Source organism: Gallibacterium anatis DSM 16844 = F 149 (genome assembly GCF_000379785.1).
Classification (GTDB): Bacteria; Pseudomonadota; Gammaproteobacteria; order Enterobacterales; family Pasteurellaceae; genus Gallibacterium; species Gallibacterium anatis.
Genome location: NZ_KB903681.1, coordinates 1 through 13,073 on the forward strand (window position 1 = coordinate 1; position 13,073 = coordinate 13,073).

Here is a 13,073-nt window from a genome sequence, read left to right on the forward strand (position 1 = left end):
AGCAAATCTGCTGCTGATCGTGCTGTTACTTCTAATACAAAAAATTCAAGCAGTTTTCTTTGTATAGATTTCTTTAGTTTACAATTGGTTATCTTCATTTTTGTAGCTTAGCATAAGTGCTAATCTACTTCAGCCCCAAAAATAATATTTGTTTAGCGGATTATCTTTCTATAAAATGAATGAATGTTCATTTAGTGATAGAAATCCTTGTTTGTTTAAAGGATCAAATATATGACGTTTACGAAAAAGCGTATTTTAGGCATTGCTGTTGTATTGATTATTTTAGCAGCGATCTATTATTTCAATCTGCAATCTCAACCAAAGACAACCTATCTGACAGAAACAGTTAAATACAGCGACATCCAACAAACCGTTGTAGCAACAGGCACGGTTCGCAGTTCCAATCGGGTGGAAGTGGGTGCGCGCGTGTCCGGCAAAGTGGAAAAGATTTTAGTTAAGCTTGGGCAAAAAGTGAAAAAAGGTGAATTAATCGCCGAACTGGATTCAATTACACAGGAAAACACACTAAACAGTGCGCAAGCCCAATTAGCGGCTTATAAAGCACAATTAGTGGCGGCACAGACAGCTTATCGGGTCGCCAATTCCAATTTTCAACGCATTGCCAAGCTTTATAAACGCAAAGCCAGCTCTCTCGATGATTATGAAAACGCACAAAATAATTTAGATAGTGCGAAAGCGAATGTTGAACAGATTCAGGCACAAATTAAACAGTCAGAAATTGAAGTTAACACCGCTGCAACTAATCTGAATTACACCAAAATCACTTCACCGATTGATGGCACAGTGATCTCTATTCCGGTTTCTGTCGGGCAGACTGTTAATGCCAATCAAACCACGCCGACCATTATTCAGGTGGCGGATCTGGATACAATGCTGATTAAACAGGAAATTTCAGAGGGCGATATTACTAAAATAAAACCCGGTATGAAGGTGCAATTCACTACGCTCGCTGAACCGGATGAGATTTATCAAGCAGAAATTGCTTCTGTTGACCCGGCGATGACCACGCTGACCGATAATGAATATAGCGAATCTGTCAGTGATACTAACGCCATCTATTATTATGCCAATGTGTTAGTGCCTAATCCTGAACATAAACTGCAAATCGGGATGACCACACAAAACACCATTATTACTGCACAAAAACAGCACGTTTTAGTCGTGCCGACATTGGCAATTCAGAAAAGAAACGGTCAACACAGCGTACAGATTTTGGACGGCGATAAAGTTGTAGAAAAAGTCGTTCAAATTGGTCTGCACGATGATATTAATACAGAAATTCTCTCCGGACTGAATGAAGGCGATAACGTAATTCTTTCCCAATCTTCCGCCAATGAAGCGACAAGCGTTAAAGTAAGAACGCCACGGATGATGTAGAGGTTTTTATGCAACACATTATTGAAATTAAAAACCTTAATAAATTCTTCGGTGAGGGTGAAAATCGAGTTCATATTTTAAAGAATATTCATCTTGAGATTGAACAAGGTGATTTTATTGCAATTATCGGTGCTTCCGGCTCAGGTAAATCAACCTTGATGAACATTATCGGCTGTTTAGATACTGCCAGCAGCGGTTCTTATCAAATCGCCGGCAAAGAAACGGCAAAATTGTCGGCAGATCAACTCTCTGAATTACGTCAACAACGTTTTGGCTTCATTTTTCAGCGTTACAATCTGCTCTCCACCTTGAGCGCACAGGAGAATGTGGCGCTGCCTGCGGTATATACAGGGATGGCAAAAGCGCAGCGCTTACAGCGTGCCGCACAGCTATTAGAAAAATTAGGGTTAGGCAATAAAATTGACAATAAACCCAACCAGCTTTCCGGCGGACAGCAACAGCGTGTCAGTATTGCCAGAGCATTAATGAACGGTGGCGATATTATTTTGGCAGACGAACCGACCGGCGCCTTGGACTCAAAAAGCGGCGAAACCGTGATGCAGATTCTGCAACAACTGCATCAAGAAGGACACACCATTATTTTGGTCACGCACGATAAACATATTGCCCAATTTGCTAATCGTATTATTGAAATTAAAGATGGCGAAATTATTCAAGATCAGCGCCAATCGTTGCAAATCACTGCGCGTAAAATGACGCAAACTACTACAAATCGGGGTTGGCAATTTTATCGTGATCAATTTTTTGAAGCATTGAATATGTCAATCAATGCCATTATTGCACATAAACTACGTTCACTGCTCACGATGTTGGGCATTATTATCGGTATTACTTCTGTGGTCTGTGTGGTTGCGCTCGGTAACGGCTCACAACAAAAAGTGTTGCAAAATATCAACTCGCTCGGCACCAATACAATGGATATTTATAACGGCACCGGTTTCGGTGATCGGCGGGCAGAAAGTATGCAGAACCTTACTGTCAATGACAGTGAGGCGTTAATGCGTCAACCTTATATTGAAAGTGTGACGCCGAACAGCTCGGTCAGCGGCACACTGACTTATCGAAATAATGCTTTTACCGCTCAAGTGCGTGGCGTCAGTGAACAATATTTTAATGTTAAGGGAATACAAACCGTTGCCGGGCAGCTTTTTAGTGGCGAACAGGTTAAACAGAATCAATCCGTAGCAGTGATTGATCAAAATACTCAAAAGCGAATTTTTCAGGATCGCAATCCGCTCGGGCAAATTATTATGATCAATAAAAAACCGTTAAAAGTGATTGGCATTGTTGATATTCAAAATGTGATGGGCGTTAATCGAGAAAGTCTAAATATTTGGATTCCTTACACAACGGCGATGAATAAAATTTCAGGTGAGAAAAAAATCAGCTCCATTACGGTCAAAGTCAATCAAGGCATCAGCACTGCCGCAGCAGAAAAAAATGTCACTGCACTGCTACTAAGCCGTCACGGCAAAAAAGACTTTTTTATTTTAAATACCGACACCATCAAACAAACGATTGAAAGCACAACAAATACAATGAAATTCTTAATATCCTCAATTGCATTAATTTCATTAATTGTTGGGGGTATCGGCGTGATGAATATTATGTTGGTTTCCGTTACGGAACGTACAAAAGAGATTGGAGTCAGAATGGCAATCGGAGCCAAACAACAGAATATCCTGCAACAATTTTTAATCGAAGCCGTTTTAGTCTGTTTGGTCGGTGGGATTATCGGGATTATTTTATCCGGTTTAATCGGCTTTTTATTTAATCGTTTTATGAGCGAGTTTACGATGCTTTTTTCCACTTTTTCGATTGTCGTGGCAGTACTTTGTTCAACATTAATCGGTATTATATTCGGTTATGTACCGGCAAAAAATGCCGCAAAATTAAACCCGATCACCGCATTATCTCAAGAATAGACGCTTGTCGGTCGAGATAATTTCAGAGGTGATTACTGGTCGAAAATACGATGAATTGCTATAATTTTTTACAACATTTTAGACATAAGGATAACTATGAAAACATTCAATAAAATCACTGTTGCCCTCCTACTTTCAACTGCGTTGGTCGGCTGTGCCAATTTAGATGATTCTTTAAAAGCCAGTGAGCAAAATTTCCAACAATATATTGACGCCACCTCACAATTTAATGTAAATGAAGAGTGGTGGAAACTTTATAACGATCCGCAACTTAATCAATTAGTTGATCTTGCACTGAAAAATAACCTTGATTTAGCGAAAAGTGCGGTTGCGGTGAATATTGCGCTTTACAAAGCCAATTTGCTCGGTGCCGATTTAGTGCCAACATTCAGCGGTGGCAGCGAATCTAAAGCGATAAAAGATATCAAGAACGGTGGCAACTCAGCCATTACCCACACCGGTAATTTAAATATTAGCTATACGCTTGATCTATGGCGTAAATTGGCGGACTCCGCCGATGCTGCGGAATGGGAACATAAAGCGACCGTTGAAGATCTTGCCGCTGCCCGTCTTGCCTTGATTAATAGTGTGATCAACACCTATTACAGTTTGGCGTATTTAAATGATGCGATTAAAGCCACTGAAGATTCGGTGCGTTATTACAACGAAATTGACAATGTGGTACAGAATAAACAGCGTTATGGCGTGATTGACGGTTTAAGCAGCGCACAAGCAAAACAAGCAGTGTTGATGGCTCGCAACACTTTATTGGAGCTACAAGCCCAACAAAAAACTGCACAGCAAACAATGCATAATTTGCTGAACTTAAAACCGACCGATCCATTACATATTCAGTTGCCTGATCTGCTTTCAGTGAAATTGCCGGGTGTAAATCTGAATGTGCCTGTTTCTGTCATTGCTAACCGCCCGGATGTACGTGCAGCAGAATATCGTTTACAAAGCGCATTTAAAGATGCTAAAGCAATGCAAAAGAGCTGGTTCCCACAAATTTCACTTGCCGGTTCATTGCAAGTGCAAGGTAATAAAGTCAGCAATGCCACCGATACTCAAGCCGGCATAGGCACATTAGGCATCACACTGCCGTTCCTCTCTTGGCAAACCGTAAAATGGAATGTGAAAATTTCAGAAGCAAATTATGAAGTGGCACGTTTAAGCTTTGAACAAAGTATCACCAACGCACTGAATGAGATTGATGCACTGTATTTTACATATCAACAATCCCAACGTAGTTATAACAATTTACAGGATAAATATAATTACGATAAACGTATCAGCCAATATTACCGTGATCGCTACAATGCCGGCGTTTCCGAGTTGAAAGATTGGCTAACTGCTGCCAATACCGAAAAATCCTCGCAAATTTCTATTTTGAATCAAAAATATCAGTTAATTCAAAATGAAACTGCGGTATATCAAGCAATGGCTGGTTACTATATGAAAAAATAGTTGGTGTACATTAAAAGCAAATAAACAAAAAGATACACTGTGAATTTATCAGTGTATCTTTTTTGTACGAATATAGATAAATAATATTTATTCAATAATAGGTACAATTTTTGTTGCGTGTGAGCCTTTATCACCGTGAACCGCTTCAAACTGTACTTTTTGCCCAGCTTTTAACGAACGATATCCGTCCATTTCTATCACAGAATAGTGAGCAAAAATATCACCCTCGTGACCTTCAACAGAAATAAAACCGAACCCCTTTGCATTGTTAAACCACTTAACTACACCGATTTCCATAATAACCTCGAATAATGGATTTTGACTTAATTAAAATATACAACGGCAGGATCGCCCTGTACTAATTACATATTTATCCAACTTTATTCATAAATCAAATACATAATCTTCAAAATTAGCGGAAGATCACATAAATTTAGCAAATTTGTTCAAAAAGAGACTAATCACTATTAATTAGTCTCTTAATTTCGGGTTTTCTGAAAGGAAATGATTCACTATAATCATCAAAAATTAAATCTATTTTAGTAATCGATCATAATATGAGCAATTTTTCCTTTTTTATTTATGACTATGAAAGCTTCGGCATTGATCCAGCTAGAGATCGACCTGCACAATTTGCCGGCATTCGCACCGATAAAGATTTCAATATTATCGGCGAACCGATTGTTTTATATTGCAAACAGACCAACGATTATCTTCCGCACCCGGCGGCAGTAGCACTCACCGGCATTACACCGCAACTCTGTAATCAACAAGGCATTAGCGAACCTGAATTCGCTGCTAAAATTTTAGAAGAGTTTAGTCAGCCGAACACCTGCATTATGGGATACAACAATATTCGTTTCGATGATGAAATGACACGTTACACGTTTTATCGTAATTTCATTGATCCTTATGCATATAGTTATAGTCAAGGCAATTCTCGTTGGGATTTGCTGGACGTAATTCGTGCCACCTATGCACTTCGCCCTGAAGGCATTAATTGGGTCTATGATGATGAAGGAATGCCGAGTTTCCGCTTGGAATTATTAACCAAAGCCAACAATATAGAACATAGTCACGCTCACGATGCAATGTCGGATGTCTACGCCACCATCGAAATGGCAAAACTGATTAAGCAGCAACAACCAAAACTGTTTGATTACTTTTTTACCCATAGATCAAAAAAGGAAATTGAGGAACTTATCGATTATGTCAATATGACGCCTTTGGTTCACGTTTCCGGAATGTTGGGCAATTATCGTAGTAATATCAGCTGGATGGTGCCATTGGCTCCACACCCGACCAATAAAAATGCGGTGATTTTTTGTGATTTGGCAGCGGATATTGATGATCTGCTTACCTTGAGCGTTGAAGAATTAAAGCAGAATCTTTATACCAAAAAAGCAGAGTTAGAATTACAAGGCAAAAAATCAGTGCCATTAAAATTAGTGCATTGCAATAAATGCCCAATCTTAGCGCCGGCAAAAACATTGCGTCCGCAAGATGCTGAACGGGTAGGTATCGATCGACAACAATGTTTAACTAATCTGGCTAAACTGCAAGCAATGCCGGAAATCCGCGAAAAGGTGCATCAAATCTTTTTAGAAGAGTACGACAATGGTTATGATGATGTGGAAACCGCACTGTACAAAGGTTTTTTCTCATATTCAGATAAAAATAATTTGGCTATTTTACGCACATTATCGCCGGAACAGTTGGCAAATCACGGTTTAACCTTTCAAGATAAACGTATTCCTGAATTATTATTCCGTTATCGTGCCAGACATTTTTACAAAACCTTATCTCGTGCTGAGCAGATCAAATGGCAAAAATATTGTCACGCTAAATTGGATGCAAGCAGTGCTGAATTTATTGCTGAATTTGAAATGCTTTCCGCACAATATGCCAATGATGAAAACAAACTGCTGTTATTGCAAAATTTATATGAATATAGCCTAAAACTATCGGATTAATGCTCACAACGCTTCCGATCTATACAAAAAAATCTGCACCTTAATCAGTTGGCTGTCAGTGCCAGCTTTTTAAGATGCAGATCCTAAATCCACTGTTGATTTATCGTTATTTTTTCGCCAATTTGGCAATTTCCATAATCACTTTAGTCGCTTGCTGCATTTCATTTAAACTTGCCAATTCGTGTTTACTATGAAAATTATATCCTCCGGTAAACAAATTCGGGCAAGCAATGCCGTTTTCAGACAACCAGGCACCATCCGTACCGCCACGAATCACTTTATGTTTCGGCGTAATGCCACAATTTCTCATTGCGATGTCAGCCACCTCAACACTTTGCGGCACTTTCGCCACCATACTCTGCATATTATGATAACTATCAGTAATCTCGATCTGCATTCGATCAGACAACTGATACTGCTCAATAAAATGTTGAACCTGTTTTTGCAATAACCGCTTACGTTCCGCAAAACCTTGTGCGCTAAAATCACGAATTAAATATTTCATCTCACAATATTCAATATCACCATTAATAGCATCCAAATGGAAAAAACCTTGTCGTCCATCAGTTTTTTCCGGCACTTCATCCTGCGGCAACTGTTGATGAAAACGACACGCCAATGATAGCGCATTAATTAATTTATCTTTGGCAGCACCTAAATGTATTGACTCCCCTTTTATGCTGATCACAGCTGTCGCCGCATTGAAGTTTTCATATTCCAACTCACCCATACCGCCGCCATCAACCGTATAAGCCCAATCACAGCTAAACTGTGAAATCGGGAAATGCTGCATTCCGGCACCGATCTCTTCATCCGGCGTGAAAGCGACCCGAATATTAACCCGTGGCAAGCGATAACTGATGATCGTTGATAACGCCGTCATAATTTCTGCAATACCGGCCTTATTATCCGCCCCCAATAAAGTGGTGCCGTCAGTCACAATTAATGTATGCCCGACTAATTTTTGCAAAAAAGGAAACTGTACCGGGCTGATAAACTCTTCACCCAAACCTAACGCAATATCACCGCCCCGATATTCACTAATCACTTCCGGTTTAATATCTTTGCCTTTAGTGCCGGGATAAGTATCCAAATGGGAAATAAAACCGATCGTGGTACGATTATTCGGAATATTGGAAGGCAACAATGCAGTAACGATGCCGGCAGGCGACATTTCCACTTGCGCCAAGCCCAAACCTTTCAACTCTTCCATTAAATATTGAGCCAACAACCACTGTCCTCGACTGCTCGGTGAATGTTTGGCTCCCTCTTTGGATTGGGTATCAAAACTGACATAATGCAAAAAGCGATCCAACAATCCTTGACGTAATTTTTCTTCTGAGTACATCTTAGCTCCCGTATTTATAAAAAATCATCGAAAATTCAGGCGTAAAATGCTATCACATCCGCATTCTTACCATATGATATAAATCAACAACGTTTACGAATTAATGCATCTATTTACAGCAGAACTTTTAATTTTTTAAAAATTTTTAGCTTATAGGCTTTCAATTATTAGTTGATCACTATATCATTGCCAATTTCTTATAGATGTAATTCTCGTGGGTATTGAATAGTTTTTTGACTTAGGAGGAAAAACAAAGATAGTGGAAAATTCAGTTCAACAACAAAAGCCGATTATTGAGCTTCAATCACTCACTAAATCCTATGATGGTAAAACGATCATTAAAGATATTAACCTCACCATCAATAATGGTGAATTCCTAACAATTTTAGGTCCTTCCGGTTGTGGTAAAACCACAATTTTGCGTTTAATTGCCGGTTTCGAAGAAGCAAATAGCGGTCGCATAATCCTTGATGGTAAAGACATTACCGATATTCCTGCGGAGCAGCGCAACATCAATACCGTATTCCAAAGCTACGCATTATTTCCACATATGACCATTTTTGAAAATGTGGCGTTTGGTCTACGTATGCAAAAAGTGCCAAACGAAGAAATTAAACCACGTGTTCTTGAAGCACTAAAAATGGTGCAATTAGCTGATTTTGCTGATCGTAAACCAGCTCAACTCTCCGGTGGTCAACAACAACGTGTTGCGATCGCACGTGCGGTAGTAAATAAACCGAAAGTATTATTGTTGGATGAGTCACTTTCTGCTTTGGATTACAAACTGCGTCAACAAATGCAGAATGAATTAAAAGCGCTACAACGTAAACTTGGCATTACCTTTATTTTCGTTACACACGATCAGGAAGAAGCATTAACAATGTCGGATCGTATCATCGTGTTACGCCAAGGTAATATTGAACAGGACGGTACACCACGAGAAATTTACGAAGAGCCGAAAAATTTATTTGTGGCAAAATTTATTGGTGAAATCAATATTTTTGATGCCACCGTACTGCAACGCATTGATGAAAAACGAGTACAAGCCAACGTTGAAGGCCGTATCTGTGAAATTTATGTTACTCGTCCCGTTTCAGTCGGACAAAAATTAAAAGTATTGCTTCGTCCGGAAGATATTCGCATTGAAGAGGTACACGATAAGCAATCGCACGAAGGGTTAATCGGTTATGTACGCGAACGTAACTATAAAGGGATGACGTTAGAGTCAACCGTTGAACTTGAAGGCGGTAATCGTGTATTGGTCAGCGAATTTTTCAATGAAGATGATCCGGATGTCGATCATTCTCTCAATCAGAAAGTCGCTATAACTTGGGTTGAAAGCTGGGAAGTGGTACTTGATGATGAAGATGACAACGCGTAAATTTCAAACTTTTACTGTCACTATTATCTTTGCGTGGCTAATCTTTTTTGTATTAATACCAAACCTATTGGTGTTGATCACAAGTTTTTTAACGCGTGACAGCAGTAATTTGGTTGAATTCACCTTTTCTTTAGACAGTTATAAACGCTTAATTGAGCCGCTCTATGCGCAGGTGTTGTGGAACTCACTCTATATGTCCGGTGTTGCCACTATCATTTGTTTATTAATCGGCTATCCTTTTGCCTTTATGATTGCCAAAATGAAGCCGGTATTTCGTCCGATTATGCTGTTTTTAGTGATTTTGCCCTTCTGGACAAACTCACTCATTCGTATTTATGGGATGAAAATTTTCCTTGGCGTTAAAGGGGTTTTAAATAATACACTGCTTTGGCTCGGTATTATTGATACACCAATCCGCATCTTAAACACGGAAGCCGCCGTTATTATCGGTTTAGTCTATATTTTATTGCCGTTTATGATTTTGCCTTTGTACTCTTCTATTGAGAAATTGGACTATCGATTACTGGAAGCGGCAAAAGATTTAGGTGCCAACGCATTCCAACGTTTTATTAAAATCATTCTACCGTTAACAATGCCGGGCATTATTGCCGGTTGTCTGTTAGTGCTGTTACCGGCGATGGGAATGTTCTATGTTGCCGACCTTCTCGGTGGTGCGAAAGTGTTGCTTGTCGGTAACGTCATTAAGAGCGAATTCTTAATCTCACGTAACTGGCCGTTCGGTTCATCAATCAGTATTGCATTAACCATTCTTATGGCATTGTTATTGTTCGTCTATTACCGTGCAGGTAAATTATTTAACAAGAAATCGGAGTTGGAATAATGAAACGTTCATTGCGGAATATTTTCTTATTTTTGGTTTATGCTTATTTGTATATTCCAATCATTATTTTAGTGGTCAATTCCTTCAATTTAGATCGTTACGGTCTCACTTGGAAAGGTTTCAGCTTAAATTGGTATGAACGTTTAGCCAATAATAATACCCTATTGGATGCGGCATTCCATTCAGTCACCATCGCCTTTTTCGCCGCAACCGGCGCAACATTGGTAGGTTTATTAACGGCGATTGCACTTTATCGTTACCAATTCAAAGGCAAAAAATTTGTTGGTGGAATGTTGTTCATTGTAATGATGTCGCCGGATATTGTGATGGCAGTGTCGCTTTTAGCCCTCTTTATGCTGGTCGGCATTTCATTAGGATTTTGGTCATTATTATTTGCCCATATCACTTTCTGCCTGCCTTACGTAGTGGTTGCCGTTTTCTCCCGTTTAAAAGGGTTTGATATCAAAATGTTGGAAGCGGCACGTGATTTAGGCGCAAGTGAAATGACCATTTTGCGTAAAATTATTGTGCCTTTAGCGTTGCCTGCGATCGTTTCAAGTTGGTTGCTCAGTTTTACCATTTCACTTGACGATGTTGTGGTTTCATCTTTCGTCACAGGCGTTAGCTATGAAGTGTTGCCGTTACGCATTTTCTCATTGGTTAAAACCGGTGTCACTCCGGAAGTGAACGCATTGGCGACCATTATGATTATTGTGTCGTTAACGCTAGTGGTGCTAAGCCAATTTATTTCGAGAAAAAGCAAAGCATAATTTCTTGCTGTTTACTTAGCTACCACCAAAATAAACAACCCATAAGTTGATTACAACTTATGGGTTTTTAATGTTTTGAGTACAAGATCAATTATTACTTGAATATTTTTCAATTAGTTTTTATTCCACCTGTGCCCTTTGTGCAATGTCTTTCAAATTACTGTAGTTTTCCACCAGACGTGGCGCATCATCCAGCGCCATGGCGAACATCCACAGATAAGTCGTTATCGAATAAACATGCCCAGCACTTTGATAGCCGTGCAGGCTTAAATAAACAAAGCTAAAGCCAAACAGCACACTCATCGCCGTCCCAATCAGAAAATAGCCCAAAGCCTCGCGATTGGAAATCAGCACGCGTAAACGCGCCACCAAACGATAATGCCGCCAAAGACGGTTGGCATCACTTTGGCGAATATGGTGATTATCCTGCTCCAGACGGTTATTCAGACGGCCATAAAGCCCCTCACTCATTCGGGAAAACCACGGCAGCAGCAACAGCAATAAAATCAACAAAGAGAACAGACCAATCGGCCATTCCAACACCATTAACATCAGACACGCCCCCGCAATCGACAAAATAGAGGTGATGGACTGCGGCAAATGTTCCCAGACATCAAACAAGAAAGCTGGCAGCTCTACCTCTATCGCCCCTATCATCCATTAGTCCCAAAACGTGTGCGCTTGGTGTTTGAGTTATTGGAAAAAATTTTGAGGAAGTATTTTGCTGAATAGATAGAAAAAACCTGAGTTCACTATTCAAACTCGGGTTTCATTCATCCATCAAAATGATTCCATCCCAAATGCCGCCGCATATTGAATTACGCCACTGGGAAGCGGTGAATCTTTTAACCGTCTCACGCGGAGCGCTTCTTCTGGCACATCAAATGGCGCGTTAATGCCATAATCCGCTGCTTTTTCATAGCCAAAACGGGCGTAATAATCGGCGTGTCCCAGCACGACAACAGCAGGATAATCCGACTGTTCCAGCGTTTGATGTGCAGCCTTGATTAACGCTGTGCCAACGCCTTGCTTTTGCCATTCGGGAGAGACGGATAACGGTGCCAGCGCCAATACTTTTTCCCCTGAAATCAAGGCTTCGCTGAATAAAATATGCCCAATGATGTCACCGTCTTTTTCTGCCACCAGCGACAAAACAAAGGCAGGGTCTTCACGCAGCCGCGCCACCAAATCTGCTTCCGTGCCATCGCTCATGGGTTCACCGGTAAAAGCTGCTTTGATGACACGCGCCACCGCTTTGGCATCGGCAGGTATTTCGGGACGAATGTCAAAATGTTTTTCCATAAAGCCCCACTCCGCCTTACCAAAAACTTCCATCAAATGCTTGCGATAATTCTCCAAATACATCGGCACATTCGGTGATTTAATCACGTCATTGCAGATAAACGTTGGCAGTGCCGTTGTCCCCACAAATTCATTGGCTTTGTGGAAATGCAGATAAACACCGTCCACGCCCACGCCGTCAAAGAAATCGCCTTTACGGGTGAAAGCTTCAATCGGTGCATTCCAAGTGAGTGACAGCATATGTTTACGCCCTTGCAAGAGTCCGCCTGTGCCATAGCCTTCGGTAGGGTTTACGCGGTGGCGGCCATCGCTTTGGTAGATTTTGCCGTGTCCAAGGGTGAACACTTCATCAATGTATTTTTTCACGATCCAAGGCTCCCCCATCCACCAACCTGGCATTTGGTAAATCACCGCGTCCATCCAAAGGTATTTTTCAATTTCCGCTTCAATATCATAGACTGCGTCAATGTGTGTTTCTTGAACGCTATGCCCGAGTTCGGTGAGTAATTTCTTCGCTTCTTCGTGTAATGTCGCGTTAAGTTCGCCGTGGGAATGACCAAAAGATTTTCCGCCGTTAAGTAATAAAATGTTCATAATTTGTCCTTTATTATTGATAACTGTTGTTTGATATGAGAATTATAAGATCA

Annotated in this window: 11 protein-coding genes and 2 pseudogenes; 7 read left to right on the plus strand and 6 right to left on the minus strand. The window is 40.4% G+C overall.

Annotated elements, in window-relative coordinates:
* Positions 1 to 98: pseudogene (locus A3EO_RS13305) on the minus strand (IS1595 family transposase); the annotation flags it as partial.
* 133 nt (positions 99 to 231) lie between these two features.
* On the opposite strand from A3EO_RS13305, the gene A3EO_RS0103165 reads away from it, so the two are divergent.
* The 3 genes from A3EO_RS0103165 to tdeA all read left to right on the plus strand — a co-directional run bounded on the left by A3EO_RS0103165 (position 232) and on the right by tdeA (position 4,811).
* Positions 232 to 1,398: an efflux RND transporter periplasmic adaptor subunit gene (locus tag A3EO_RS0103165; RefSeq protein WP_018345964.1), complete on the plus strand. Its 1,167-nt coding sequence runs from the start codon at positions 232 to 234 to the stop codon at positions 1,396 to 1,398.
* An 8-nt stretch (positions 1,399 to 1,406) separates the two neighbouring features.
* Positions 1,407 to 3,344: a MacB family efflux pump subunit gene (locus A3EO_RS0103170; RefSeq protein WP_018345965.1), complete on the plus strand. Its 1,938-nt coding sequence runs from the start codon at positions 1,407 to 1,409 to the stop codon at positions 3,342 to 3,344.
* 96 nt (positions 3,345 to 3,440) lie between these two features.
* Positions 3,441 to 4,811 (plus strand): toxin/drug exporter TdeA, encoded by a 1,371-nt coding sequence (gene tdeA / locus A3EO_RS0103175; protein ID WP_018345966.1) that lies wholly within the window; start codon positions 3,441 to 3,443, stop codon positions 4,809 to 4,811.
* Positions 4,812 to 4,898: 87 nt separating this feature from the next.
* Here tdeA and cspD read toward each other — a convergent pair whose 3' ends face one another.
* Positions 4,899 to 5,108 (minus strand): cold shock domain-containing protein CspD, encoded by a 210-nt coding sequence (cspD, locus tag A3EO_RS0103180; RefSeq protein WP_018345967.1) that lies wholly within the window; start codon positions 5,106 to 5,108, stop codon positions 4,899 to 4,901.
* Between the two features lie 260 nt (positions 5,109 to 5,368).
* Between cspD and sbcB the strand changes: the two genes are divergently transcribed.
* Positions 5,369 to 6,784: an exodeoxyribonuclease I gene (sbcB, locus tag A3EO_RS0103185; protein ID WP_018345968.1), complete on the plus strand. Its 1,416-nt coding sequence runs from the start codon at positions 5,369 to 5,371 to the stop codon at positions 6,782 to 6,784.
* A gap of 106 nt (positions 6,785 to 6,890) precedes the next feature.
* Here sbcB and pepT read toward each other — a convergent pair whose 3' ends face one another.
* Positions 6,891 to 8,132, minus strand: coding sequence for a peptidase T (gene pepT, locus A3EO_RS0103190; protein ID WP_018345969.1), 1,242 nt, complete (start codon positions 8,130 to 8,132; stop codon positions 6,891 to 6,893).
* Between the two features lie 259 nt (positions 8,133 to 8,391).
* On the opposite strand from pepT, the gene potA reads away from it, so the two are divergent.
* The 3 genes from potA to potC are packed head-to-tail and all read left to right on the plus strand — an operon-like array spanning position 8,392 to position 11,124.
* The gene (potA, locus tag A3EO_RS0103195; protein ID WP_013744971.1) at positions 8,392 to 9,513 is read left to right on the plus strand and encodes a spermidine/putrescine ABC transporter ATP-binding protein PotA; all 1,122 of its coding nucleotides are present in this window, start codon (positions 8,392 to 8,394) and stop codon (positions 9,511 to 9,513) included.
* The gene (gene potB, locus A3EO_RS0103200; RefSeq protein ID WP_026210976.1) at positions 9,494 to 10,354 is read left to right on the plus strand and encodes a spermidine/putrescine ABC transporter permease PotB; all 861 of its coding nucleotides are present in this window, start codon (positions 9,494 to 9,496) and stop codon (positions 10,352 to 10,354) included. Before potA ends, potB begins: the two co-directional genes overlap by 20 nt.
* The gene (potC, locus tag A3EO_RS0103205; RefSeq protein WP_018345971.1) at positions 10,354 to 11,124 is read left to right on the plus strand and encodes a spermidine/putrescine ABC transporter permease PotC; all 771 of its coding nucleotides are present in this window, start codon (positions 10,354 to 10,356) and stop codon (positions 11,122 to 11,124) included. The genes potB and potC overlap by 1 nt, the downstream gene beginning before the upstream one ends.
* A gap of 120 nt (positions 11,125 to 11,244) precedes the next feature.
* Here the strand turns inward: potC and A3EO_RS0103210 are convergent, their stop codons facing one another.
* The 3 genes and pseudogenes from A3EO_RS0103210 to A3EO_RS13670 form a co-directional block, all read right to left on the minus strand.
* Positions 11,245 to 11,781: an ABC transporter six-transmembrane domain-containing protein gene (locus A3EO_RS0103210; RefSeq protein ID WP_018345972.1), complete on the minus strand. Its 537-nt coding sequence runs from the start codon at positions 11,779 to 11,781 to the stop codon at positions 11,245 to 11,247.
* Positions 11,782 to 11,904: 123 nt separating this feature from the next.
* Positions 11,905 to 12,459 (minus strand): GNAT family N-acetyltransferase, encoded by a 555-nt coding sequence (locus A3EO_RS13665; protein ID WP_322785346.1) that lies wholly within the window; start codon positions 12,457 to 12,459, stop codon positions 11,905 to 11,907.
* Positions 12,445 to 13,020: pseudogene (locus A3EO_RS13670) on the minus strand (NAD(P)H-dependent oxidoreductase); the annotation flags it as partial. The gene A3EO_RS13665 and the pseudogene A3EO_RS13670, both read right to left, overlap by 15 nt.
* Between the last annotated feature and the right edge of the window lie 53 nt (positions 13,021 to 13,073).